The sequence below is a fragment of the Mesorhizobium sp. M0518 genome, assembly GCF_040321125.1.
GTDB lineage: Bacteria > Pseudomonadota > Alphaproteobacteria > Rhizobiales > Rhizobiaceae > Mesorhizobium.
Genome location: NZ_JAMYQY010000004.1, coordinates 224,478 through 249,516 on the forward strand (window position 1 = coordinate 224,478; position 25,039 = coordinate 249,516).

The following is a 25,039-nucleotide window of genomic DNA, read 5'->3' on the forward strand; positions in this document are numbered from 1 at the left end:
TGGGCGGGAATGCGAGCTGGGTTCGAAATGTACCGTCGTACCCTTCGCATACCTATTGCGAGAGGATCGGCATGACCGACATTTCCGCGACGCATGTCGTTCCGTCCCGATCCGCCGCCGACAGATCAACCAGAACAAGACTGGCCTATCTCGACGGCTGGCGCGGCCTTTCGATCGCGCTGGTGCTGATCGGCCATTTCTTTCCGGTTCCGGGAATCAATCTTGGCGTGCTGGGCGTCGAATTCTTCTTCGTGCTCAGCGGCCGGCTGATGGGCGAGATCCTGTTCATCGAACGCTACCCGCTGAAAAAATTCTTCAAACGCCGCTTCTCCCGCATCTATCCAGCTCTTCTGGTCTTCGTAGTCGTCGCGATGATCGCGCTGGCCGGCACGTTCATCGCCTTCAAATGGAAGGCGGCGCTGACGGCGCTGACATTCACCTACAACTATGCCGGCATTCTCCTGACGCGGGCAGGGGCGCTCGACCATATCTGGTCGCTCTGCATCGAGGAGCACGCCTACATCATCCTGGCGCTGATCAGCGTCATCGTCTCAAGTCGCTCTCGCGTGGTCGTGCTGCTCCTGGCGCTGGCCTTGCTGGCCATGGCCAATGGCGCGGTTTCGTACTGGGTCTTCGGGATGGACTACGAAACCACTTATTGGCGCACCGACGTGCACATCGCGTCGATCCTGCTGTCGGCTTCGATCTGCCTGCTCAAGGCCGATGGCAGGCTGCCTGCGTTTTTGAGAGGCAAGCATGTGGCCCTGGTGGCAACGTTCTGTGCCGTTGTCCTGTTCCTGGATCAGGTGCCGACGCCGATCCACTATCTCTTCGCGGTGCCGCTGCTGGCGCTGGCCGTCAACGCACTCGATTTCAGCCCACGGTATTTTTCCGGATTGCTGTCCTCCTGGCCGATGGCGACGCTGGGCCTGTGGTCGTACTCGCTCTATCTGTGGCAGCAGCCGTTCTACAAATTCGTCTATGAACAAGGCAGCGCGCCGATCCCGATGCTGGCCGGCGTTTTTGCCTGCGCGCTCTGCAGCTACTACCTCATCGAGCGCCCGGCGCGCGAATGGCTCAACCGCAACTGGTGAATGCCGTCGTGCCCGGCCAGATGATCGCGAGTGCAGGTGGAGTGGATCGCGCTTCATAAGCAGACAATCAATTAATTATCTCTAATATAATTTTTTGGAAAGTAATGACCTGCTTTCGATATAGGCCAGTCTCATTAGACATTGGTCTTATGACGGGCATTCCTTATTGCCTCACCGGCTCACCCTCCTAGTTTGTTCGCAGGACACATCTGAGAAGATGGTTCGAAGACGCATCTGGGAGGATGGAATGGACACGACCGGGGAGAGGGCGGGCGGCTGGCTCGACCGCTCACGCACCGTCGCCGAACCTGGCTTCAGCAGGTGGATGGTGCCGCCAGCGGCGCTCTGCATACACCTTTGCATCGGCCAGGCCTATGCGTTCAGCGTTTTCAACCTGCCGATGTCGAAGTTGGTCGGCATCACCGACTCGGCGCCCGACGACTGGAAGCTGACCGGCCTTGGCTGGATTTTCTCGATCGCGATCCTGTTCCTGGGCATTGCGGCGGCGTTCGGCGGCGGCTGGCTGGATCGTGTCGGGCCGCGCAAAGCCATGGTCGCTTCTGCCTGCTGTTTCGGTGGCGGCTTCATTGTCTCGGCGCTCGGCGTCTATCTGCACCAGTTGTGGATCATCTATCTCGGCTACGGCGTGCTGGGCGGCATCGGTCTCGGCCTCGGCTACATCTCGCCGGTCAAGACGCTGATCACCTGGTTTCCGGACCGGCCGGGCATGGCAACCGGCATGGCGATCATGGGCTTCGGCGGCGGCGCCTTCATCGCCTCGCCGCTGTCGGTTTATCTGATGAAGCTGTTTTCGACGCCTGAGCATATCGGCGTCGCTGAAACCTTCCTCGTGCTGGGCATCGTCTATTTCGTCTTCATGCTGATTGGGGCTGTTATCGTCAGGGTGCCGCCGGAGGGCTGGCGGCCCGCCGGATGGACGCCGCCGGCGGCACAGGATGCGATGGTGACGACGTCCAATGTCCATCTCGACGATGCGTTGAAGACGCCGCAGTTCTGGCTGCTTTGGGGTGTGCTGTGCCTTAACGTCACGGCAGGCATTGGCGTGCTCGGGCAAGCCTCGGCCATGAGCCAGGAGATGTTCCCGGGACGCATCTCGCCGGCCGCTGCTGCCGGTTTCGTCGGCCTGTTGTCGATCTTCAACATGCTCGGCCGCTTCTTCTGGGCCTCGACCAGCGATTATATCGGCCGCAAGACAACCTATGCCATCTTCTTCGCGCTGGGCGTCGTCCTCTATGCGGCGGTGCCTTGGACCGGCCAGACCGGCAGCGTCTTCCTGTTCGTGCTGTTCTACGGGATCATCCTCAGCATGTATGGCGGCGGCTTCGCCACCATTCCCGCCTACCTGCGCGACGTCTTCGGCGTGCGTTACGTCGGCGCCATCCACGGCCGATTGCTGACCGCGTGGTCGGTGGCGGGCGTGCTTGGCCCGGTGCTGGTGAATTATATCAGGCAGTACCAGATCGACAGCGGCGTGGCGAAGGCCGACGCCTACACGGTCACCATGTACATCATGGCCGGCCTGCTGGTCATCGGCCTCCTGCTCAACCTGATGATGCGGCCGGTCAATGCGCGCTTCCACATGAAGACCGAACCAGCGGTGGCTTAGAGCCAGTTCCATCCCGATAGAATCGGGATGGGCTCTATCGTATTGTTTGAGCATGATCTTTTCCGAAACCGGAGCCCAATTTCGGGATCATGCTCTGAGGAGACCGACCATGGCGCAAGACAACGGCAATTCGATCAAACTGACGCTGTCCTGGCTGCTGGTCGGCATCCCGTTGGTCTGGGGGTTCTGGATGACGCTGGTGAGTGCGACAGCCTTGTTCCAGTAGCCCTGTCTTCAGTTCGATCCGCCTGGCCTCAGACGGAGGTTCGTCTGATGTAATAGCGGACCGCTTTCTTGCCGCCATGGATGACGGCGTCGCCGGCCTCAGTGAAGCCAAGGGCGGCGTGAAAGGCATCCGAGGCAGGGTTCGGCGGGGCGGTGTTGACTTCGCAGGTGACCAGATTGTAGCCGGCGCGCTCAACATGGCCGAACAGATCCTGATAGAGCCGGCGGGCATGGCCGCGGCCGCGCGCATGCGCCGCCACGACGACGCGGTCGACATAGACGAAGCGCTTATAGCGCTCGCGGAACCACAGGAAATTCGGGCTGTCGTAGCGGGCGTCCTGGTCGAAGGTCATGATGAAGGCTTCGAGATCGCCGATGCGCCTGGTGTAAAACGCTTCGCCAAGCAGGAAAGACAGCCGCTCAGCCTCCAGCCACGACAGTTCGGCGGCATGCTCGTTGTTGAGCGCCAGGATCGCCGCTTCGTCTGCGGCCGATACACGGGCTATCGGGGCAGGGGTAGAGGTCATGCCTTGGCTGCCGCAATCGTTGCCGCCACCAGCGGTGTGTCGGTCAGCGTGTTGCGATACTCGCGATCGAGATCGGAACCACCCATGCCGACATGGGGATTGCGGTAGTCCATGGCACTCGGCACATCCTTGAGGGCGGCAAAATGCATTTCGGACAGGCCGGTTTTGCTGCGCACTTCGGCAATGTTGTGCAAATCCAGGCCGCCGCAGCCGAGGATGACGATGCGGTCGCCGGCCTGCCGCACCAGATCCGCCAACAGCGGCAAGCCTTCGACGGCAGTGTCACGCTGGCCGCTGGTCAGCACGCGGCCGACCTTGCTGCGGATCAGCGATTCGAGCGCCTCGGCCGGATCGCGCGTCATGTCGAAGGCGCGATGGCAGGTGACGTTCAAGGGGCCAGCGGCTTGTGTCAGTTCGCTCATGCGCGCCTCATCCATGGTGCCATCGGCGTTCAGGCAGCCAAACACCACGCCGGGCACGCCGAGTTCGCGCAGTGCCGAGACATCGGCCAGCATCGAGGCGTATTCGGTCTCACTGTAGAGAAAATCGCCGCCGCGCGGCCGCACCATGACGTGAAACGGCACGCTTGCCTGCTCGATGGCGGCGCGGACCGTGCCGAGGCTCGGCGTGATGCCGCCTTCGATGAGGCTGGCGCATAATTCGACCCGGTCGGCGCCAGCGGCTTGCGCCGCGAGCAGGCCGTCAATGCCTTCGACACAGATTTCGATCAGCGGCAGGCGGAGAGCTTTGGTCAAGGGGCGATCCAGTCCATGATTTCCCGGCCAGCCCTAGCACCGGGCCGGCTGCTGCGAAAGCGCGAACAGCCTTCCGCCTTCGGGCACAGACTTCGCGGTTATTGGCGCAATTCCGTATTCTTGGCGCCTTGCTCGACCTGATCGATCACCAGAAGCTTCACCTCGACATCACCGATATTGGTGGCCTGATGCCACTGGCCGATCATTTCGATGATGAAATCGCCAGCCTTGTAGGTGTTGCTGATGCCGGTCTCGACATTGGTGACCTTCAGCGTGCCGGCCTGGACATAGGCGTAGCGCGGAAAGGGGTGCCTGTGGACCGGCAAGGTCGCGCCCGACGCGATGTCGTAGCTCGAGACCAGCACCTGCACGTTCTTCTGCGGCAGCGTGATCGGCTGGCCGGACGCGGTCGTCGTGCGCGACGCAAGAGGGGTCACGACGACAGGCGTGCCGCTGCTGTCCAGCGCGTGGGCCGGGTTCGCGGAAAAGGCCACCGCGAGCAGCAGTCCGGACATCAAAATTTTTCGCATGATTCGCTCCACCCCGCCGCCAACATCGCGCAGTGACCGCCAGCACGCAAGGCAGCGCCTTGGGCACCCGCTTCAGCGGACCTCGTACGGTGTGGCGGAATTCCCCGCCGAAGAGCATGGCTCGCTGGATCTGCCTGCCGGCCAGAAAATTTTTTACGCCCCTCTTGACGGAAAAAAACACGATTACCAGATCGTTTTCCGTCGAGGCTTCGGCTCGACATATTGGCGTCGCAGCGGCGCTGCGACAGCCTCGTAACCCATGTTGCTTCACGGAGGATATGGCTATGAGAAGCTTTGATTATACCCCTCTTTACCGCACAACGGTCGGCTTCGACCGTCTCTTCGATATGCTCGAGAAAAGCGGGCGCTCCGACTGGCCTCCCTACAATATCGAGAAGATTGGCGAGAACGACTATCGCATTACGATGGCTATCGCCGGCTTCGCTCTCGATGAAGTCGAACTCATACAGAACGGCCCCGAATTGTCTGTCATCGGCCAAAGGAAACCCGACCAGGAAAATCGGGAGGTCCTTCATCGCGGCTTGGCGACGAGCAACTTCAAGCAGGTGTTCAAACTTGCCGATCACGTAAAGGTCAAGGCGGCCAACCTCGAGAATGGCTTGCTGTCGGTGGACCTGATCCGCGAAGTGCCCAAGGAACTCAAGCCTCGGCGCATTGAGATAGGGTCCGAAGCCAAGGCGGTTTCGCTCGAGCAACCCGGCAAGAAGCAGTTGATCGATTCCGATGCGGAGCCTCAGCGCGAGGTCGCCTGATTCCCTGGAACCTAGATCTACGGTCCGCCTCCCGGTTCGGCCGGGAGGCACAGCTCGCGGAGAATGGAGATGAGAACCGAAGCTTACAGTTTTTACCAACCCGAACCGAAAAATCTTGCCGCGGAATCCGCTGAGTTGCGGACGCCAGATGACGTCCTGAACGAGGAGACGATGACAATCGGCGCAAAGCGGGCTTTGCTCGCTTTCTGGGCTTCCGACGTTCATGCGGTTCCTGACAATCCCGCGTTGCGGCAATTGGACAACGGCGCCATCGTGGAAGTCAGCGACATACTTCGCGCCCTCCACCTCCTGGACGAATCCGGGCGGGAACCGCGTATTTCAAAGATGCCGGGCACCGTCAGCCCGTCTTTCGACCGGCGCCGCAGGAAGAGCCGCCTCGGTTGGATGCGGCACCCCTGGCGAGATGACGACGATGATCCGCCGCCAATCCCGGCCATTGCAACGGTACCGCCTGGGCGTGGAGGTGGCGGCATGTTGGCCGAGCCGGAGCATGCAATCGCATGATGACCCGAACCAGCAACAACCCACCGTGCCGAATGGAGGATTACATGAGTGACAGGACGTTCGACCAACCGGTCCTGGTCAAGAATGGCGAGTTCATTCAAGAAATAGGGTGCCTCGACGACGCCTTTGACTTCTTTGACGAGTGGCCAAGGGAAAGGCGGGGTCCGATTTTCGAAACGGCCTTTCGAGCCTGCCAGCGTGCTTACGACGGCCAGGTTCCGCTGACGGTGGCGCGCGATGCCGTCGCCGGCTTCGCAAGATCCGTCAAGATCCTGCAGGACCCGCTTGCTCAGTTCCCTTGGATGGACACAAGGTCAGGTCGCGGTGGGATTACCGCTTAGCCTTGATAAAAGGGGCGGCGCTACCAGGACGGCTGGGCCTGCATCGTCGTTTTCACATCGCTGCAAGGTGAGCTGCCCTACCAGTTCACCTTGTAGCGGGGCGGCTCGATCTTTTGTTCGAACTCCCTGGTGCGGTTTTTGGCGACTGGCTAGGTCAGCCTCGCAACAGTCAACGCTAATATAATGTTCGAAGCGTCGCCACAGGAGGTTCAATGGTTTCCGCTATCGTAAGTCAACATCCGCATGTCCCGGAAAAACAAACGGCAGTGGGGAAGCCGCAAACCGGGGAAGGATTTTCGCCGGGCCGCAGCGCGGACGCCGTGGGACATCTGGCCAAAATCATGGTTGCCGCAGGCGGCGATATGGATGCTGGCGCGCAAGGCCGCGCGGCATCCAAGATCGCCAGGATGGACATCACGGTTCTGGCCGCACCACCCGTAGAAACACCAACAGAGTAAAATATGCTCGTTCGGGCGCCTCCGCGCCGTCATCAGCGGCATGCGCGGCTCTCGCAGATTACGCCACGGCTCTCAGCGGAGGCTCCGCCATCGTCCCCAGGCCGTCGCATTCCGCGCAGGCGCCCGTCTTTCCAGGGCAGCCACCCCGATGGGTTCCCTGCGGGCAGCAGTGCCCGTTTGACGCATACCACTTGGAGCAGTCGAAAACCCTGCCGCTGCCATGACAGCGCGGGCATTCCATATTCGATGAAATCATACTAATTCTTGCCCAACCCAAACGCACTCGCCCTACGTCGCAAGTAACAGGAATCATTGTGCTTTCAAGCACATTGCCCTGACTTAAATTGGGGGGATCGACGGATGGCCGGCATCGATGGCGAGCTATTGTTGCGCCGTAATTACGTTCCTCGTGAAGACCTTGCTCGCCACAAGCCGCGTTGGACATTGGCCGGCAACAATAGGTTGCGCCGCCTTGTCCCGTTCGTTCTCAATGGTGACGGCGACTGCGTCGCCGGGCTTCGCGTCGGCGGCCTGTGTGGCCGTGGACGCGAAGAGGACCGTCTGGGTGATGAGAGCCGAAAACGCGGCAACCTGGACCAGCACGGCGGCGAGGGCGATCTTCTTCAGCATGCGAGAAAACGCTCTTCGATGTTCCCGGTTCCCCACGCATTCAGGTTTTCTGCTCGCTACGGAACAAGAGACCGGCAGGGCGGTTAACTCGATTATGCCGAGCAAGATCAAAGAGCCACCATCGAAGCCCGCACCGGAGAAGATACCTGTGCAACGCCGGGACAAAGAAGTCCCGCCAGAGCTTAAGCATGTCGACCCGCCACCGCGAGATGTGCGAGAGGCACCGGCACCCAACCCGAACGGCGACAAGAGATGAGATCGCCGAGATCGAAGCAAGGCCTTATGCCTGCTCCCGCGAACCGTCCCGATGCCGCGGCGTCATCGACGGCGCTGGACAGCGGGGCCAGGTCAAGTTGAGAATCAACCTGCTGACCGCGATTTTGCAGACATGCCATAGATCAGCCCCTATGGGCGACCTGACCGTCTCAAGGCTTTGAAAAGATTGGCTCCCCGGGCCGGATTCGAACCAGCGACCAACCGGTTAACAGCCGGTTGCTCTACCACTGAGCTACCGGGGAACGGATGCTCTTATGTGAGTGGCGCAGCCTATAGCTGCCCTTTTCGGCTTTGCAAAGAAGCTTTTCACATTTTTCCGAGGCTTTTTCGCGCAGGCGTTTCTCGCAATCGTCGAAGGAAGCCCTCATATTAGCCGTCTTGGCGGGGATATGGAACCGAAAGCGCGGCGGCTGCTTTGGTTCAAGCATGCTTGCGAACAATCAAACGGGTCAATCTTTCGAGACGATGACAGCACAAGACAACCAGATGCCGGCGCGGAAAATCTCCGTTTTCGGGCGCGAGTTCAAAATGCCGCGCTCGCGCGGGCTCAGAATCACGATCGGCATCCTGCTGACCGTTGGCGGCGTCCTCGGTTTCCTGCCGATCCTCGGCTTCTGGATGGTTCCGCTCGGATTGCTGGTGCTGTCCTATGAATTCGCCATGGTTCGCCGTCACCGGCGTCGCTTTGTCGTCTGGTGGGAACGGCGTCGCCGGCCCGATTGACCGCCGATAGCGCAAGGCGGGTGTTCAGCGGGCGGCGTGCTCTTCCAGCGCCTCACGGATCTGCTTGAGAATCGCCGCGGCCGAGGCAAGCCTTGCCCTGTCATGCGGCGACAGGCTGTCCGCACCTTCGATGGACAGACGGTCGATTGCGTAATGCATAGGCTCTCCGCATTGTGGCAGGGACAGGCCGGACGAGGCACTTGTATTTGCTGCCACTGTCCGGTGCATGGCTCTTCCTCCTGCCATGTCCAACGCACGGCCGCCGATGAGTTTCTTCTCCGGGCAGGCTATGCTTAATTGTCCGCTAATGGAGCGGTCAGGCCCGATCCGACGATTTGCCGGGTGCCGTCCGGACTGACGCGAGGAAACCGTTCGGAATGCACGGTGGCCGCTTGACGTCATTTTCGCCGCAACCTATTGGAACCGGGTGGAACGCCGGGAGCAATGAGGCCTCGTGGCGGAGTGGTTACGCAGAGGACTGCAAATCCTTGCACCCCGGTTCGATTCCGGGCGAGGCCTCCAATGCCCGGGCCCCCGCGCGGCAGCGCAGGGGCCTGAAGTTCCTGACACAATGGACCGCGGTTCTGGCGCGGCAAGCGGATTGGTTGGGACATGAGCGCTGATTTCTCCGAACTACGCGTCAAGATGGTCGACGGCCAGGTCCGCACCACCGATGTGACCAGCGCGCCGCTGCTCGATGCAATGCTTGTCGTCCCAAGAGAGATGTTTGTCGGCGCCGCCCAGCGCGATCTGGCCTATATCGACGAGGACATCCGCATTGCCGCCGGCGCGGACGGCGCGCGCTACCTGATGGAAGCATCGCCGTTGGCCAAGCTTATCCAGCTGGCGGAGATCAACCCGACCGATTCGGCGCTCGATGTCGGTTGCGGAACCGGCTACGCCTCGGCCATCCTGTCGCGACTGGCCAGGTCCGTGGTGGCGCTCGAAAGTGATTCGGCGCTGGCGGAAACCGCCAGATCGACGCTTTCGTCGCTGGGCTGCGGCAATGTGACCGTCGTCCAGGGCGCGTTGCCGCAGGGGCATGCCGCTAAGGCGCCTTATAACGTCATCTTCGTCGGTGGCAGCGTCGCGGAAGTGCCGGTGGCGCTGCTGGACCAACTCGCCGAAGGCGGCCGCCTTGTCGCCGTCGAAGGGCAGGGCAATTCCGGCGTGGCCCGTCTCTTTTTCAAGGCCGGGGGGGTTGTAACCGGAAGACGTGCATTTAATGCGGCAATTAAGCCACTACCGGGGTTTGAACGCATTCGTGCTTTCGAATTCTGAATGATTTGGCCTTGCAGGAGAGGCTGTGTCATGGTCGCTTGCATTTGAACGATCGCTGCGGATCCCAGACTGGGGGCACTTTGGGGTGAGCAGCAGGGAACATCGAACACGCGGCGCCGGCTGATCTATGAGAGAAGCAGGCGCGGCGCGGTTCCCATGGAAAACGAATGAGGGTTTAACCGTGCCGTCTTTACGCAAGTCACTTTTCACCGCCGTCCTCGTTTCGGCGACCATGCTGTCCCCACTGGCGGCTTCAGCCGAAAGCATCTCCGGCGCGCTTGCAAAGGCCTATCAGTACAATTCTTCGCTGAATGCATCCCGCGCCGGCGTTCGTGTCACCGACGAGGGTGTCGCCATCGCCAAGTCGGGCTACCGCCCGATTGTCACCGGCTCGGCGGATATTGATTATTCGAGCAGCCATCTCAATGGCACCAATTCAAGCGTGAGGCTGACCACCGGAAATTTTGGCGTCCAGATAAACCAGATGCTGTTCGATGGCTTTCAGACCAGGAACAATGTCGCTGCCGCCGAAGCGCAGGTCCGCGCTTCCGTCGAAAGCCTGCGCAACACCGAAGAGGGTATCCTGTTCAGCGCGGCCCAAGCCTATATGAACGTGATTCGCGACCGGCAGGTCGCCGTGCTGACTGAGCAGAACCTTCAGTTCCTGACCGAAACGGCGCGCGCGGCGCGTTCGCGTTTCGAAGTTGGCGAAGGCACGCGCACCGATGTCGCCCAGGCCGATGCTTCGCGGGCCGCCGCCGTGGCATCGCTGAGTGCCGCCCGGGCGCAGGCGCTGGCAAGTGCGGCGATCTACCGCCAGATCGTCGGCGACGAGCCGGGCAAGCTCAAGGGCGCTTCGCCGGTGGCAAAGCTGTTGCCGTCGAGCCTCGCCGCCGCCGTCGGGGTGGCCTCGAACGAGCATCCGGCCATCCTTGCCACGCAGCATCTGGTCGACGCGGCCGCGTTTTCGGTGAAGTCGGCCGAAGGCGCGCTGTTGCCGCAGCTGTCGGCTTCCGCCGGCGTTTCGAGCGCCTATCGCAATACCTCGCCTTTGCCGGGCGTCGGTTCGCAGGATGGCACGACCAATTCGGCCAGTGTCGGGGCAACGCTGACCATCCCGATCTATTCGGGTGGCCGCACCTCGGCGATCGTGCGCCAGGACAAGGAATCGCTCAGCCAGGCCCGCATCCAGGTCGACGTCAGCCGCGACCAGGTGCGCCAGGCCGTCACCGCCGCCTGGACCGAGTACACCGCCGCGCAGCAGCAGCTGACGGCCAACAGGCAGGTGATCGAGGCCGCGAAGCTGGCACTGAACGGTGTCATCGAAGAGCGCAATGTCGGCCAGCGCACCACGCTCGACGTCCTCAACGCGCAGGCGACGGTCATCACCGCCCAGATCAACCAGGCCGGTTACGAACATGATGTGGTGGTGGCGAGCTACGCCATCCTGCAGGCGACCGGCCGTCTGTCCGTCGACCGCCTTGGCTTGCAGGTAGCGAAATACAAGCCTGAAGAGCATTACAACGCGGTCAAGGACAAGTGGTACGGCCTGCGCACGCCGGACGGCCGCTGAAGCGTTCGGCCAGGACTGGCCGTGCTCCTCGTTTGAGCAGGATCTTTCGTACTGCGCTCTCGGGTTCAGATCGCGCTAATCTGTTGAAATCCCACAAGTCCCCAGATTGGGGATTCTCGTGCGGCGATCCGTCGGTTACGCTGTCGCCATGATTCGATCCGGCTCTGCCGGATCGGAAAACCCAACAGGGGTCACAAGGGCGGCGGATGTGACGATGGCAACGGCAAGCAGCGCACAGCGCGAACCTTCCATGGAAGAGATACTGGCTTCCATCAGGCGGATCATCGAGGACAGCGACGGCGGCCGCAAGCAGCCGGGCGACGCCGATGAGTTGAGCCAGGATCTGGAGCGCGCGTCGAGCGCCTATGCAGCCCCCGACGTGGAAGCATTCCGTGCCGACCTGCATGCCGCCCCCGACGGCAGGAAGCCGGTCACGCTGGCGGAAGTCCAGGCACAGTTGCCGGCGGCCGAGCCGGTGGCCGCACGCATGGAAACGCCGGTGCGCCCCGATCCCGGCCCGGCAAAGCCATCGATGACACTTGCCGAGGTCAGCGCCCGCGTCGCCGCCGAGCCAATCACGGTTGAAGCGCCGGGATCGCGTCCTGTCGCCGACGCTTCCATCGCCGATTGGCGTCGCGAGATCGCCGCGGTCGGTGAGCAGGCGAGGGCGGTGTCGGACCGGAGCGAAGCCCCCAAGACCGCTGCCCAGCCGTCCGTGGAGACTCCAAGTGACGAACCGACCGCGAAAGCAGCCGTCGAGCCGTCTCGTCCGGATGCAAGCGTGGTGCGACCGGTGGCGGCCAGCGACGCGCCGCGTCCGGCGATCGTTTCCGAGCACACCGGCCGGCAGGTCGCGGCTGCCTTTGGCGAGCTTTCCGACGCGTTTGCCAGCCGCAGCAAGAAGACATTCGACGAAATGGCCGAAGAGATGCTGCGGCCGATGCTGCAGGATTGGCTCGACAACAATCTGCCGACACTGGTCGAAAGGCTGGTGCGCGAGGAGATCGAGCGCGTGGCGCGCGGGGCGCAGTAGTTCCCCATGCCGATCACCAAAGGAAGCGGCGCCCTCGTGGCGCCGTTTCCTTTGGTGAGGTCAGCTTGTTGGCAGGACGACGGATCGCTTTCCGTTGAAATGACCAAGGCCGCGCCTATCTGGTTGTGAGGGTCCGAGACAGCCCTTGCGGTTGACTTGGTCAAAGCCTTCCGATTTACAGCGGACCAGCAAAACTCCCGACAGCGCGGACCATTTTCCCATGCTTGAAAAGACCTACGACGCCAAAACCGTCGAGCCGAAGATCGCCAAAGTCTGGGAAGAGGCCGACGCGTTTCGCGCCGGTGCCGGGGCCGAGGAGGGGGCGGAAGCCTTCACCATCGTCATCCCGCCGCCGAACGTCACCGGCTCGCTGCATATGGGACACGCGCTCAACAACACGCTGCAGGATATACTGGTGCGCTTCGAGCGCATGCGCGGCAAGAATGTCCTGTGGCAGCCGGGCATGGACCATGCCGGTATCGCCACGCAGATGGTGGTCGAGCGGCAGCTGATGGAAAAGCAGATCCATCGCCGCGACCTGACCCGCGAGCAGTTCATCGAGAAAGTGTGGGAGTGGAAGGCCGAATCCGGCGGCGCGATCTTCAACCAGTTAAAGCGGCTCGGCGCCTCGGCCGATTGGTCACGCGAACGCTTCACCATGGACGAAGGCCTGTCCAAGGCCGTGCTCGAAGTGTTCGTCACGCTCTACAAGGAAGGGCTGATCTACAAGGATAAGCGCCTTGTGAACTGGGATCCCAAGCTGCTCACCGCGATCTCCGATCTCGAGGTCGAGCAGCAGGAGGTCAACGGCAATCTCTGGCACTTCCGCTACCCCGTAGAGGGCCAGGTCTTCGACCCGGAAAACCCAACAACCTTCATCACCGTGGCGACGACGCGCCCGGAGACGATGCTGGGCGATACGGCCGTCGCCGTGCACCCTGACGACGAGCGCTTCCGGCATCTGGTCGGCAAGAACATCGTCCTGCCGATCGTCGGTCGCAGGATTCCTGTGGTGGCGGACGAGTACTCCGATCCGGAAAAGGGTTCGGGCGCGGTCAAGATCACGCCCGCGCACGATTTCAATGACTTCGAGGTCGGCAAGCGCCACAAGCTGCCGGCGATCAGCATCCTGACCACGGAGGCGGCGGTAAGTCTCAGGGATAATGAGGATTTCCTTGCCGGCCTCGAGGTGACGCCGGAGCGCCAAATTGTCTGGGACGAACTCGACGGCCTCGACCGCTTCGTCGCGCGCAAGAAGATCGTCGAGCTGATGGAAGAGGGCGGCTTCCTCGAAAAGGTCGAGCCGCATCGCCACGCCGTCCCGCATGGCGATCGCGGGGGCGTGCCGATCGAGCCGTTCCTGACCGAGCAATGGTATGCCAATGCGGCGGAACTGGCCAAGCCAGCGATCGCTTCGGTGCGCGAGGGGCGCACCAAGATCATACCCGGGAATTGGGAAAAGACTTATTTCCAGTGGATGGAAAATATCGAACCCTGGTGCATCTCACGCCAACTGTGGTGGGGTCATCAGATCCCGGCATGGTACGGGCCGGATGGGCGCGTCTTCGTCGAGAAGACCGAGGAAGAGGCGCTCGGCGCCGCGATCGAATACTACCTGGCTCTGGAAGGACCCTGGAAGGGCTGGGTCGAGGACAAGTTGGAGAATTTCCAGCCGGGCGAGATCCTGACCCGCGACGAGGATGTACTCGACACCTGGTTTTCGTCGGCGCTGTGGCCGTTCTCGACATTGGGATGGCCTGATGAGACGCCGGAGCTGAAGACCTACTACCAGACCGACGTGCTGGTGACCGGCTTCGACCTCATCTTCTTCTGGGTTGCCCGTATGATGATGATGGGCCTGCACTTCATGGACGAGGAGCCGTTCCACACCGTCTACATGCACGCGTTGGTGCGCGACAAGAACGGGCAGAAGATGTCGAAGTCGAAAGGCAACGTCGTCGACCCCCTCGACCTGATCGACGAATACGGGGCCGATGCGCTGCGCTTCACCCTGACGGTGATGGCGGCGCAAGGCCGCGACGTGAAGCTCGACCCGGCGCGCATCGCCGGCTATCGCAATTTCGGCACCAAGCTGTGGAACGCCACGCGCTTCGCCGAAATGAACGAGGTCGCGCGCAATGACGAGTTCTGGCTGAATGACGCGAAGCTGGCGGTCAACCGCTGGATCCTGACCGAACTGACGCGCGCGGCGCGCGAAATCACGGACGGCATCACCTCATACCGCTTCAACGAGGCGGCGGGTGCCGCCTACCGCTTCGTCTGGAACCTGTTCTGCGACTGGTATCTGGAATTGCTGAAGCCGGTGTTCATGGGCGCCGACGAGGCGGCCAAGGCCGAAAGCCGCGCCTGCGTCGCCTTCGTGCTGGATGAGATCTATAAGCTGCTGCACCCGATGATGCCGTTCATGACCGAAGAACTGTGGGCGCAGACCGCTGGCGAAGGCAAGCAACGCCTCTCGCTGCTGTGTCATGCGGCATGGCCGTCACCGGATTTCGAAGACGCCGAGGCCGCAGCGGACATCAATTGGCTGGTCGAACTCGTCTCCGGCATTCGCTCCGTGCGTTCGGAGATGAACGTGCCGCCGGCAGCCATTGCACCGCTCGTCGTGGTCGGCGCCAATAATGTGACACGCGAGCGCCTCGTTCGCGAGGATTCGGCGATCAAGCGGCTGGCGCGGGTCGGCGACATCTCGCTTGCCGATGTCGCGCCCAAGGGCTCGGCGCAGATCGTGCTCAATGAGGCGACGGTCTGCCTGCCGCTTGGCAGCCTGATCGACCTCGCCGCCGAGGCGGCACGGCTGCAGAAGGAACTGGCCAAGGTGACCGAGGAGATCGCGCGCCTGCACAAGAAACTGTCGAACGAAAGGTTCGTCGCCAGCGCGCCGGCCGAGATCGTCGATGCCGAGCGTGAAAAGCTCGCCGAATACCGCGATGCGCAGGGCAAGCTGTCAGTCGCGTTGGCCAGGGTTCGCGACGCCGGCTAAGGATAGATTCGCGAGACTTTAGCCCTCTCTAAACTGCTGGTTTTCCGCCTCGAAAATCAGCATGCCGTTGCGTTAATTTTGACGTAAACGGAAGTTTTAGCCCCATTGTTGCCATAATGTAACAATGGGGCTCCCGGACCGCAAAAAACGCTGTTTTCGAACCTTTTTGGATGGGTTTCCTCTGTTTTTTGGAAGCAGATCCGCCATCACGGACCGTTTTCGGCCTTGCCGCATCCGGTTGCATTTCCTCGAAAATGCGCCTGGCGAATGTGTACATGTACGCTCTTGAATTCGTTGTTGCACCGTTAACCCGAATTGGTTCTAGCTTGATGCACTCGAATTCGGGGAGGACATTTCATGACTATTCTGCGACTGAAAGCGCTGCTTGGGGCGGGCTGCTTTTCGCTGGCTTTGATCGGGACGGCGATGAACCCGGCACATGCCGGCGGCCTGGAGCGTGCTGGCTACGATATCGACCTGTTGTTTGATCCGGCTCCGTTCGCGACCGAAGCGGAAGCGACCTATGTGATGCCGGACCGCAAGTACAAGAATGCGCGCGGCCCGGGCGGAGCCGATCTCGGTTTGGGCACCTCGGCCGACGGAGCCGAGGGCTATTGGGTTCCACGCATTGGAGCCAAGGTCCAGGTCGTGCAAGGCGTGGATTGCATGGTCGATTATTCGCAGCCCTGGGGTGCACATACCGCGCCGGGAAATGCGTGGAACGGCGCGTTTTCGAATATCGAAACCGACATCAAGAGCGACAACTACGCGGCTACCTGCTCCTACAAGATGGACGCCGGCAAAGGCCAGCTTCGGTTCATAGGCGGTGTTTTCTACCAGAAGATCTATGGCTTCAAGGAGAACTACACAGATATTGGCTTCGGCACGATGGTCGGTCGTGTCGATCTGGAGGCCGATGGCTGGGGCTGGCGTGCGGGCGTCGCTTATGAAATTCCAGATATCGCGCTGCGCGCCAGCCTTGTCTACAATTCGCAAGTGAAGCTCGACAATATCTCTGGTACTCTGAACATCGGCGGCGTCGTCTCTGTACCGATTTATGGTGCGACGGAGTCAATGCCGGATTCGCTCGAATTGAAACTGCAGTCGGGCATCGCACCTGGCTGGCTCGCTTTCGGTTCGATCAAGTGGGTCAATTGGAGCGTCCTGCAAAGCGTTCCGATCTGTGCCCAGGGTACACCCTCCTCATTCTGCGTCACGAATGGTCTGGGCCAACTAACTTCACTCGACCTGATGTATCGTGATGGCTGGACTGTCACGGGCGGTATCGGTCACAAGTTCAATGATCAGTGGAGTGCCGCTGGGCAGCTTTCCTGGGATCGTGGCACGTCGCATGGCTATGGTGCACAGACCGATACCTGGACGCTGGGTGGTGGCGTTGCCTATACGCCCAGGCCGAATATCGAGGTTCGTCTGGCAGGTGCGGTCGGTGTGCTGACCAGCGGCCATTCAGGGGAGTTGGCTGGCGAGAACGGCTATATCGCGGGCACCGATGACAGCTATGACTTCGGCAACGATCTGGTCACGGCAATTTCCGGCGGTATCAAGATCAAGTTCTAAGCAACTGAAAATTCTAAGCAAAAGGCCGGGCGTTGCTCGGCCTTTTTCGTTTGAGCCGGCATCGCCCGTGCGCCCCGTATCCAAGCTGCGTTGCATCTTAGCCGCACCTCTTTCGCCCCGTGCGGTTGTGACGTTTTGGCAACACTTTCTGAACAACCCCTGCGCTGGAAGCCGGGCTGAGGAAATTGCCCATTTCCCGCCATAAACCCGGCGCACCTCGATCTTGTCTCGGGACACGCGCCAAAAGGCTCGGCGAGGGGGCAGGCCGCTCCGCCCCATTTGCAGGGAAGATGGGGCAAGGAAGAGTATGGACGCCAAAGTCATCTCCAAGGCTAAGCTCCCCAGCCGCCATGTGACCGTCGGTCCGGCGCGTGCGCCGCATCGTTCCTATCTCTATGCGATGGGTTTGTCGGCGGCCGAGATTGCGCAGCCGCTGGTCGGGGTCGCCTCCTGCTGGAACGAGGCGGCGCCCTGCAACATCTCGCTGATGCGCCAGGCGCAGGTGGTCAAGAAGGGCGTCGCTGCGGCCAGCGGCACGCCGCGCGAATTCTGCACCATCACCGTCACCGACGGCATCGCCATGGGTCACCAGGGCATGAAGTCATCGCTGGTGTCGCGCGAGGTCATCGCCGATTCGGTCGAACTCACCATGCGCGGCCATTGCTACGACGCGCTGGTCGGGCTGGCCGGCTGCGACAAGTCGCTGCCCGGCATGATGATGGCCATGGTGCGGCTCAACGTGCCGTCGATCTTCATCTATGGCGGTTCGATCCTGCCCGGCAGCTATCGCGGCCGCCAGATCACCGTGCAGGATGTTTTCGAGGCGGTCGGCCAGCACTCGGTCGGCACGATCAGCGACGACGAACTGCTTGAGATCGAGCAGGTCGCGTGTCCCTCGGCCGGTTCCTGCGGCGCCCAGTTCACCGCCAACACCATGGCCACCGTCGCCGAGGCGATCGGCCTGGCGCTGCCCTATTCCTGCGGCGCGCCGGCTCCCTATGAAATGCGCGACCGGTTCAATTTCGCCTCCGGCGAAAAGATCATGGAACTGATCGCGAAAAACATCCGGCCGCGCGACATCGTCACGCTGAAGGCGCTGGAGAATGCGGCGACCGTGGTCTCGGCCACCGGCGGTTCGACCAACGCGGCACTGCATCTGCCGGCGATCGCCCACGAGGCCGGCATCAAGTTCGACCTGTTCGACGTGGCCAAGATCTTCGAGAAGACGCCTTACATCGCCGACCTCAAGCCGGGCGGCAAATATGTCGCCAAGGACATGTTCGAGGCCGGCGGCATTCCGCTGCTGATGAAGACGCTGCTCGACCACGGCTATCTGCATGGCGACTGCATGACCGTGACTGGCCGCACTTTGGCCGAAAACATGCAGCACGTTGTCTGGAATGAGCATCAGGACGTGGTCCGCCCGGCCAACACACCCATTACCCAAACCGGCGGTGTCGTGGGCTTGAGGGGAAACCTTGCCCCCGAAGGCGCGATCGTGAAGGTCGCGGGCATGGCGGAGTTGAAGTTCTCCGGCCCGGCACGCTGCTTCGATTCGGAAGAGGAATGTTTCGAGGCGGTGACGCAGCGCAACTACAGGGAAGGCGAAGTTCTCGTCATCCGCTACGAGGGGCCGCGCGGCGGCCCCGGCATGCGCGAGATGCTGTCGACGACGGCAGCACTTTACGGCCAGGGCATGGGCGGCAAGGTGGCGCTGATCACCGACGGGCGCTTCTCGGGCGCGACGCGCGGTTTCTGCATCGGCCATGTCGGCCCCGAAGCAGCCGTAGGCGGCCCGATCGGACTGCTCAGGGATGGTGACGTGATCTCGATCGACGCGGTGAACGGCACGATCGACGTGGCGTTGTCCGATAGCGAACTGGCGGCGAGGGCAAAGACATGGAAGGCGCGCGCGACCGATTATCAGTCGGGCGCGATATGGAAATATGCACAGACGGTAGGGCCGGCGCGCGATGGCGCGGTGACCCATCCAGGCGGTGCGAAAGAAACACACTGTTATGCGGACATCTGAGTTGTTGAAGTCAACACCAGAGTTGTTGAGGTCGTCTGTCTTTTCGGCACTGGTCGTGATCGCCACTTTTGGCGCGACCTTTGGCGCCGTGGGCCAGGCCATGGCCTTCGACGACAAGGTGTTCGACGACAAGACCGGGGTGAAGCCGCAATCCAGCCCATGGGCGGTCTTCCAGTTCGGCTTCTCCGCCTACAAGAACGGCCACAAGGAACAGGCTGCCGAGGCCTACAAATACGCCGCCGAAAACGGCCAGATCGGCGCCACCTGGAAGCTTGCCCGCATGTATGCCGAGGGCGACGGCGTGGCGCGTGACGACTACGAGGCGTTCAAGTTCTTCTCCGAGATCGTCGATCAGGACGTCGAGCCCGGCTCGCCTGAGGAAAGCTATGTCTCCGACGCGCTGGTGGCGCTTGGCGACTATTTGCGCACGGGCATTCCCGGCAGCCCGGTCGCCGAGAACGAGGTGGCGGCCCAGGAATATTACATGCGCGCCGCCGCCAACTACCGCAATCCGAACGCGCAGTTCGAAATGGGGCAGATGTTCCTGAAGGGCGAGGGCGGCGTGAAGGCCAGCGTCAAGCAGGCCGGGCGCTGGTTCCAACTCGCCGCCGAGAAAGGCCATGCCGGCGCACAGGCGACACTGGGCCATTTGTTGTTCCAGAGCGGCAAGATCGTTCGTGGCCTGGCGATGATGACGGCAGCGCTCGAACGCGCTTCGCCGGCTGACCAGCCCTGGATCCGCGGCATGCAGGAAGAGGCATTTGCCACCGCCGGCGAGGCCGACCGCCGCACCGCCATCTCGCTGGCCGATGATATCCTCACCAAGGGCAACAACGCGGATCAGTAATCTCGCGGCCGCGTCAGCTTCACCAGCAGCACTCGATTTTCGATCGTGATCAGTTCTCGATCGGCTCCGTCGGCACCATGCTGGGCGCCGGCGTCGAGATCGGCGTGACATGGGGTTGTGGCGCCAGCGTGTTTTCCGGGCAGCTATCCCCGATCTTCGTCCACGATGTGTTGTTGAGCACCATGTCGCAGCGAGCCAGATGGCTCCGGTCGGCAAGCGTCAGGCAGGCGACCTGGCCAAGCTGGTAGGATTTTCCATTGGCCAGGCATTCCTGGTCGGCAAATGCCGCACCGGGAGCGGCCATGGCAAATGCCAGGCCGATCGGACAAAGATGAAATCGTGTGCTCATGGAACCCCAGCCGCCATGCTGGCCCGCAATGAGCGGCGCGAAATGTGGCGATATGAGGTCCAGCGCAGACGTGCCCGGCGAGGGTTCTCTCAGGCCGGCTGAAGTGCGAGATCGATCGCCACCGGCACGTGATCGGACGGTTTTTCCCAGGCGCGCACGTGCTTTTCGATCGACGCGGAAGAAAACCGGTTGGCGGCTTCCGGCGACAAGAGCAGGTGGTCGATGCGGATGCCGTTGTTCTTCTGCCACGCGCCGGCTTGATAGTCCCAGAATGTGTAGGTGTCGGGTGCGTCGGTGACCGCGCGCACCGCCTCGGTGAAACCAAGGTTGAGCAGCCGCCGGAAGGATTGTCGCGTCTGCGGCTGGAACAGCGCGTCGCCCAGCCAGTTCTCCGGAAACCGCGCGTCGATCCGCTCGGGAATCACGTTGTAGTCGCCGGCGAGCACCAGAGCCTCCTCCAGTCTCAGCCGTTCTTCGGCCCAGCGCTCCAGCCGCGCCATCCAGGACAGCTTGTAAGGAAACTTCTTCTCGTCATCGATCGGATTGCCGTTCGGCAGATAGAGCGAGGCGACGCGCAGCGCGCCCTTGTCAGTCGAGAAAACCCCTTCGATGAAACGCGCCTGTTCATCGGCATCGTCGCCGGGCAGGCCTCGGATCACCTCGTCGAAGCGCAGCTTCGACAGCAGGGCGACGCCGTTGAAACCCTTTTGGCCGTGGGTTTCGACATTGTAGCCAAGCGCCTCGATCTCGGCGCGCGGGAATTGCTCGTCGACCGACTTGATCTCCTGCAGGCAGACGATGTCGGGTGCGCTCTCGGTCAGCCAATGGGTGAGGTTGCCAATGCGGGCGCGGACACCGTTGATGTTCCAGGTGACGATTTTCATGGCGGTCTCGATGCTGTTCAGTTGGATTCTTGCGGCGGATGGCGTTCGACGAGGCCAATCGTATTGCCAGCCGGGTCCTTTAGGAAGGCCATCCATTCGCTTTCCCCCGCTGGACCGAACTGGCCCTCTGTGTCGCGATGGACAAGTGTTGGCGGCGCGGTGAAGGGTACGCCTGCCGCGACCGCAGAGGCATGGAAGTCATCGAGGCCCGATATGTCGAGATAGACGGTTCCGGCCGGTATGCCGTCGGTGAACAGCAGCCTGATATCGCCGGCCATGATGAAGGCGATGCCCGGCGGGTCGAAGCGCGCATGAACCGCCATGCCGAGCACGTCGCGCCAGAAAGCCAGCGTGGCGTCGAGATCACGGCCAGCCGACAGCGCGATCTGACGGACCGCACCGATAGCAGGCATTCTATATGGAGAAACTCGTGCCGCAGCCGCAGGAGGCGACGGCGTTCGGATTGCGGATCTGGAACGACTGGCCCATCAGATCGTCGACGAAATCGATCACAGAGCCGCCCATATAGACCAGCGACAGATCGTCGATCAGCACGGTGGCGCCGTCCTTCTCGATGGCGACGTCATCGTCATTGCGCGTATCGACCAGATCGAACTTGTAGGAGAAGCCCGAGCAGCCGCCGCCTTCGACCGACACGCGCAGCGCCGTCTTGCCGGCCTCGTTCGAGACAATCCTGGCGATCCGCTTGGCGGCGGCCTCGGTCATATCGACTTTCATGGCAGTCTTGGCATCAGCGCCCATGGGCGTCACCTTGCTTTCGGTTTCACATGATAGGTATGAAGCGCGACGGGCCAAGTCAACCTGGCTAAGTCAAACGCGGCAGCATCAGCCATGACCAATGAGTTGGGCGACATCGGATTCGGCTATCGGCCACGCGCCGCCTATGCCTGCGATCCGGCAAAGTCGCGCGGACGGCTGTTCGACGAGGTGGAAAGCCCGACCCGCACGCCGTTCCAGCGTGACCGTGACCGCATCATCCATTCGACGGCCTTCCGGCGGCTCAAGCACAAGACGCAGGTCTTCATCGCGCATGAAGGCGACCACTATCGCACCCGGCTGACCCATTCGATCGAAGTGGCGCAGATCGCGCGCGCCCTGGCACGGGCGCTGCGCGGCGACGAGGATCTCGCTGAGGCGGTGGCGCTGGTGCATGATTTCGGCCACACGCCCTTCGGCCACACCGGCGAGGACGCACTGAACGAGAAGATGGCCGCCTGGGGCGGCTTCGACCACAACGCGCAATCGCTGCGCATCGTGACGAGGCTGGAGGCGCGCTACGCCGAGTTCGATGGGCTCAACCTGACCTGGGAAACGCTGGAAGGCCTGGTCAAGCACAATGGGCCGCTGACGGACGCCAACGGCAAGGGTCTGAAAGGGCCGGTGCCGCAGGCGATCCGTGATTACTCTGAACTGCACGATCTCGAACTCGACCGGTTCGCCGGCATCGAGGCGCAATGCGCGGCGATCGCCGACGATATAGCCTACAACACGCATGACATCGATGACGGTTTGAGGGCAGGGCTACTGACACTGGACATGCTGGAGACGGTTTCGCTGCCGGGAACGATCCTGAAAGGCGTTCGCTCACGCTATCCCTCCCTCGATGATGTGCGCACCGGCCACGAGCTGATGCGGCGGCAGATAACCGCCATGGTCGAGGACGTGATCAAGTCGACGACCGCCAATCTCGATCGCATCAGGCCGCGGAGCGCCGATACAGTGAGGGCAGCTGGCGAGACGATGGTGGTTTTCTCGGCCGAAATGGCTGCCTTGGAGAAAGAACTGAAGGCCTTCCTGTACAAGCACCTCTACCGGCATGCGGAGGTTATGCGGGTGCGCGCGGACGCCGAGCAGATCGTCAAAAATCTGTTCGACGCCTATTTCGCCGATCCGCGCGCCATGCCGGATGGCTGGCGCGAGGGGCTGGATCGGGCCGACGACCGCATCAAGGCGCGCAGCGTCGCCGACTTCCTGGCGGGTATGACCGACACCTACGCGCTCAAGGAACACCGGCGTTTGTTTGACCATACGCCTGAATTGGGCTAGGGCGGGCTCGATTTTGCCGGCCAACGAGCCGGATTCGCTGCAAAGCCGCCAGAGCCAGACCCCAGAGTCACACAAATGAACATCTTCGCCGATTTCACCGCGCGAATCATAAAAGCCGTCGAAGCGCTTGATCTGAAAGACAAAGACGGCGTTTCGGCTGACCTGTCGCGCATTGCCGTCGAGCCGCCGCGCGACGCCAGCCACGGCGACCTGGCGACCAATGCGGCGATGGTGCTGGCCAAGCCGACCGGCCAGAACCCGCGCGCGCTGGCCGAAAGACTGGCGCAGGCGCTGCGTGACGACAAGGATGTCGCGGCGACGGAAGTGGCAGGGCCCGGTTTCGTCAATCTCAGGCTCAAGGACGGCTTCTGGCAGACACATCTGACCGCACTGCTCGGCGAGGGCCGCAACTATGGCCGCTCGACGGTTGGCGGCGGCAGGAAGACCAATGTCGAATATGTCTCGGCCAATCCGACCGGGCCGATGCATGTCGGCCATTGCCGGGGTGCTGTCGTCGGCGACGCGCTTGCCAATCTGATGGCCTTCGCCGGCTACGATGTGACCAAGGAATATGTCATCAACGATGCCGGCTCGCAGATCGACGTGCTCGGCCGTTCCGCATTCCTGCGCTACCGCGAAGCGCTGGGCGACGATATCGGCGAAATACCCGCCGGTCTCTATCCCGGCGATTACCTGGTGCCCGTCGGCCAGGCGCTGGTCGCGGAATTCGGCCGCTCGCTTCTGCAGATGCCCGATGACGAGGCGCTCGCCATCGTCAAGGATCGCACCATCGATGCGATGATGGCGATGATCCGCGAGGACCTGGCGATGCTCAACGTGCATCACGACGTGTTCTTCTCCGAGCGCACGCTGCACGCCGACAATGCCAGGAAGATCCGCTCGGCGATCAACGATTTGACGCTGAAGGGCCATATCTACAAGGGCAAGCTGCCGCCGCCCAAGGGCGAGAAACCCGACGATTGGGAGGACCGCGAGCAGACGCTGTTCCGCTCGACCGCGGTCGGCGACGACATGGACCGGGCGCTGGTCAAGTCCGATGGCTCGTTCACCTATTTCGCCGCCGACGTCGCCTATCTCAAGGACAAGGTCGATCGCGGCTTCGTCGACCTGATCTATGTGCTCGGCGCCGACCATGGCGGCTACGTAAAGCGGCTGGAGGCCTTGGCGCGGGCGATTGCCGGCGACGAGGTGAAGCTCACTGTCCTGCTGTGCAATCTGGTCAAGCTGTTTCGCGAGGGCGAACCGGTGCGTATGTCGAAGCGGTCGGGCGATTTCGTGACGCTGCGCGAAGTGGTGGAGGAGGTCGGCCGCGACGCGATCCGCTTCATGATGCTCTACCGCAAGAACGATGCGCCGCTGGATTTCGATTTCGTCAAGGTGACCGAGCAGTCCAAGGACAATCCGGTGTTCTATGTCCAGTACGCCTCGGCGCGCTGTCATTCGGTGTTCCGGCAGGCGAGCGAGCAACTGGGCGAAGCCAATTTCGACCGCAACAGCCTGGCGTCGGCCGCGGCATTGCTGACCGATGAGGGCGAGATCGGCCTGATCCGCAAGCTCGCCGAATACCCGCGGCTGATCGAGTCCGCCGCCCTTGCGCTCGAGCCGCATCGGCTGGCATTTTACCTCTATGATCTGGCTTCCAGCTTCCACGGACACTGGAACCGTGGCACGGATAATCCGGACTTACGTTTTGTTAAGGTTAACGACCGACAATTGACGCATGCCAGACTAGGGCTGGTGCAGGCTGTTTCGGACGTTTTGACGTCCGGCCTGACGTTGATCGGGGCCGCCGCGCCCACCGAAATGCGTTAGGTTTGACTAAATAACCTGTCACCTTTTGCCCACATTGCGCTGGTAAGGGCCAACCCTACGCGACGTCCATGGCG

At 61.9% G+C, this 25,039-nt stretch carries 26 protein-coding genes and 2 tRNA genes; 18 read left to right on the forward strand and 10 right to left on the reverse strand.

What is annotated here, in order from left to right:
* Positions 1–71: 71 nt before the first annotated feature.
* The 3 genes from NKI66_RS07810 to NKI66_RS32660 all read left to right on the forward strand — a co-directional run bounded on the left by NKI66_RS07810 (position 72) and on the right by NKI66_RS32660 (position 2,947).
* Complete coding sequence (locus tag NKI66_RS07810) at positions 72–1,094, forward strand: acyltransferase family protein (protein WP_023812219.1); 1,023 nt, start codon at positions 72–74, stop codon at positions 1,092–1,094.
* Positions 1,095–1,341: 247 nt separating this feature from the next.
* Positions 1,342–2,721: an L-lactate MFS transporter gene (locus NKI66_RS07815; protein WP_023812218.1), complete on the forward strand. Its 1,380-nt coding sequence runs from the start codon at positions 1,342–1,344 to the stop codon at positions 2,719–2,721.
* A 109-nt stretch (positions 2,722–2,830) separates the two neighbouring features.
* Positions 2,831–2,947 (forward strand): MFS transporter small subunit, encoded by a 117-nt coding sequence (locus NKI66_RS32660; RefSeq protein WP_023812217.1) that lies wholly within the window; start codon positions 2,831–2,833, stop codon positions 2,945–2,947.
* Between the two features lie 28 nt (positions 2,948–2,975).
* Here NKI66_RS32660 and NKI66_RS07820 read toward each other — a convergent pair whose 3' ends face one another.
* From NKI66_RS07820 to NKI66_RS07830, 3 genes are all read right to left on the reverse strand, one after another.
* Positions 2,976–3,473: a GNAT family N-acetyltransferase gene (locus NKI66_RS07820; RefSeq protein ID WP_023812216.1), complete on the reverse strand. Its 498-nt coding sequence runs from the start codon at positions 3,471–3,473 to the stop codon at positions 2,976–2,978.
* Positions 3,470–4,228, reverse strand: coding sequence for a copper homeostasis protein CutC (locus NKI66_RS07825; protein WP_023812215.1), 759 nt, complete (start codon positions 4,226–4,228; stop codon positions 3,470–3,472). Before NKI66_RS07825 ends, NKI66_RS07820 begins: the two co-directional genes overlap by 4 nt.
* A 98-nt stretch (positions 4,229–4,326) precedes the next feature.
* Complete coding sequence (locus NKI66_RS07830; protein ID WP_023812214.1) at positions 4,327–4,758, reverse strand: cupin domain-containing protein; 432 nt, start codon at positions 4,756–4,758, stop codon at positions 4,327–4,329.
* 284 nt (positions 4,759–5,042) lie between these two features.
* Between NKI66_RS07830 and NKI66_RS07835 the strand changes: the two genes are divergently transcribed.
* The 4 genes from NKI66_RS07835 to NKI66_RS07850 all read left to right on the forward strand — a co-directional run bounded on the left by NKI66_RS07835 (position 5,043) and on the right by NKI66_RS07850 (position 6,855).
* Entirely contained in the window at positions 5,043–5,531 is a 489-nt protein-coding gene (locus NKI66_RS07835) for an Hsp20 family protein (protein WP_023812212.1), read from the forward strand.
* A 69-nt stretch (positions 5,532–5,600) separates the two neighbouring features.
* Entirely contained in the window at positions 5,601–6,056 is a 456-nt protein-coding gene (locus NKI66_RS07840) for a hypothetical protein (RefSeq protein ID WP_023812211.1), read from the forward strand.
* Positions 6,057–6,100: 44 nt separating this feature from the next.
* Complete coding sequence (locus NKI66_RS07845) at positions 6,101–6,397, forward strand: DUF982 domain-containing protein (RefSeq protein WP_023812210.1); 297 nt, start codon at positions 6,101–6,103, stop codon at positions 6,395–6,397.
* Positions 6,398–6,609: 212 nt separating this feature from the next.
* On the forward strand, positions 6,610–6,855 hold the full coding sequence (locus NKI66_RS07850) for a hypothetical protein (protein ID WP_023812209.1): 246 nt from the start codon (positions 6,610–6,612) through the stop codon (positions 6,853–6,855).
* 381 nt (positions 6,856–7,236) lie between these two features.
* On the opposite strand, the gene NKI66_RS07855 is transcribed toward NKI66_RS07850, so the two are convergent.
* Both NKI66_RS07855 and NKI66_RS07860 read right to left on the reverse strand, forming a co-directional pair.
* Positions 7,237–7,485 (reverse strand): hypothetical protein, encoded by a 249-nt coding sequence (locus NKI66_RS07855; protein ID WP_023812208.1) that lies wholly within the window; start codon positions 7,483–7,485, stop codon positions 7,237–7,239.
* A 443-nt stretch (positions 7,486–7,928) separates the two neighbouring features.
* A tRNA-Asn gene (locus NKI66_RS07860) sits at positions 7,929–8,003 on the reverse strand.
* A gap of 223 nt (positions 8,004–8,226) precedes the next feature.
* Here NKI66_RS07860 and NKI66_RS07865 point away from each other — a divergent pair.
* The gene (locus tag NKI66_RS07865) at positions 8,227–8,484 is read left to right on the forward strand and encodes a hypothetical protein (RefSeq protein ID WP_023812207.1); all 258 of its coding nucleotides are present in this window, start codon (positions 8,227–8,229) and stop codon (positions 8,482–8,484) included.
* Between the two features lie 24 nt (positions 8,485–8,508).
* Here the strand turns inward: NKI66_RS07865 and NKI66_RS07870 are convergent, their stop codons facing one another.
* Positions 8,509–8,643 (reverse strand): hypothetical protein, encoded by a 135-nt coding sequence (locus NKI66_RS07870; RefSeq protein ID WP_023812206.1) that lies wholly within the window; start codon positions 8,641–8,643, stop codon positions 8,509–8,511.
* A gap of 289 nt (positions 8,644–8,932) precedes the next feature.
* On the opposite strand from NKI66_RS07870, the gene NKI66_RS07875 reads away from it, so the two are divergent.
* From NKI66_RS07875 to NKI66_RS07910, 8 genes are all read left to right on the forward strand, one after another.
* Positions 8,933–9,006 (forward strand) — tRNA-Cys (locus tag NKI66_RS07875).
* A gap of 90 nt (positions 9,007–9,096) precedes the next feature.
* Positions 9,097–9,765, forward strand: a complete 669-nt coding sequence (locus NKI66_RS07880) for a protein-L-isoaspartate O-methyltransferase family protein (protein WP_023812205.1) — start codon at positions 9,097–9,099, stop codon at positions 9,763–9,765.
* Positions 9,766–9,946: 181 nt separating this feature from the next.
* A complete protein-coding gene (locus NKI66_RS07885; RefSeq protein WP_023812204.1) occupies positions 9,947–11,338 on the forward strand; it encodes a TolC family outer membrane protein in 1,392 nt (463 codons plus the stop codon).
* A gap of 214 nt (positions 11,339–11,552) precedes the next feature.
* The gene (locus tag NKI66_RS07890) at positions 11,553–12,371 is read left to right on the forward strand and encodes a PopZ family protein (protein WP_128304003.1); all 819 of its coding nucleotides are present in this window, start codon (positions 11,553–11,555) and stop codon (positions 12,369–12,371) included.
* A gap of 220 nt (positions 12,372–12,591) precedes the next feature.
* Positions 12,592–15,375 (forward strand): valine--tRNA ligase, encoded by a 2,784-nt coding sequence (locus NKI66_RS07895; protein ID WP_128304004.1) that lies wholly within the window; start codon positions 12,592–12,594, stop codon positions 15,373–15,375.
* A 357-nt stretch (positions 15,376–15,732) separates the two neighbouring features.
* Complete coding sequence (locus NKI66_RS07900; RefSeq protein ID WP_128304005.1) at positions 15,733–16,953, forward strand: OmpP1/FadL family transporter; 1,221 nt, start codon at positions 15,733–15,735, stop codon at positions 16,951–16,953.
* 307 nt (positions 16,954–17,260) lie between these two features.
* Positions 17,261–18,985: a dihydroxy-acid dehydratase gene (gene ilvD, locus NKI66_RS07905; RefSeq protein WP_352751376.1), complete on the forward strand. Its 1,725-nt coding sequence runs from the start codon at positions 17,261–17,263 to the stop codon at positions 18,983–18,985.
* Positions 18,972–19,832, forward strand: coding sequence for a tetratricopeptide repeat protein (locus NKI66_RS07910; protein WP_031213511.1), 861 nt, complete (start codon positions 18,972–18,974; stop codon positions 19,830–19,832). The genes ilvD and NKI66_RS07910 overlap by 14 nt, the downstream gene beginning before the upstream one ends.
* 49 nt (positions 19,833–19,881) lie before the next feature.
* Here the strand turns inward: NKI66_RS07910 and NKI66_RS07915 are convergent, their stop codons facing one another.
* The 4 genes from NKI66_RS07915 to erpA all read right to left on the reverse strand — a co-directional run bounded on the left by NKI66_RS07915 (position 19,882) and on the right by erpA (position 21,827).
* Positions 19,882–20,181 (reverse strand): hypothetical protein, encoded by a 300-nt coding sequence (locus tag NKI66_RS07915; protein WP_023812198.1) that lies wholly within the window; start codon positions 20,179–20,181, stop codon positions 19,882–19,884.
* Between the two features lie 89 nt (positions 20,182–20,270).
* Positions 20,271–21,065: an exodeoxyribonuclease III gene (gene xth / locus NKI66_RS07920; protein WP_023812197.1), complete on the reverse strand. Its 795-nt coding sequence runs from the start codon at positions 21,063–21,065 to the stop codon at positions 20,271–20,273.
* Between the two features lie 17 nt (positions 21,066–21,082).
* Positions 21,083–21,478 (reverse strand): VOC family protein, encoded by a 396-nt coding sequence (locus NKI66_RS07925; protein WP_128304007.1) that lies wholly within the window; start codon positions 21,476–21,478, stop codon positions 21,083–21,085.
* Between the two features lies 1 nt (position 21,479).
* Complete coding sequence (gene erpA / locus NKI66_RS07930; protein ID WP_013531288.1) at positions 21,480–21,827, reverse strand: iron-sulfur cluster insertion protein ErpA; 348 nt, start codon at positions 21,825–21,827, stop codon at positions 21,480–21,482.
* A gap of 90 nt (positions 21,828–21,917) precedes the next feature.
* On the opposite strand from erpA, the gene NKI66_RS07935 reads away from it, so the two are divergent.
* Together NKI66_RS07935 and argS are read left to right on the forward strand one after the other, a co-directional pair.
* On the forward strand, positions 21,918–23,132 hold the full coding sequence (locus tag NKI66_RS07935; protein WP_352609613.1) for a deoxyguanosinetriphosphate triphosphohydrolase: 1,215 nt from the start codon (positions 21,918–21,920) through the stop codon (positions 23,130–23,132).
* A gap of 75 nt (positions 23,133–23,207) precedes the next feature.
* A complete protein-coding gene (gene argS, locus NKI66_RS07940) occupies positions 23,208–24,965 on the forward strand; it encodes an arginine--tRNA ligase (protein ID WP_352609614.1) in 1,758 nt (585 codons plus the stop codon).
* The last annotated feature ends 74 nt before the right edge of the window (positions 24,966–25,039 follow it).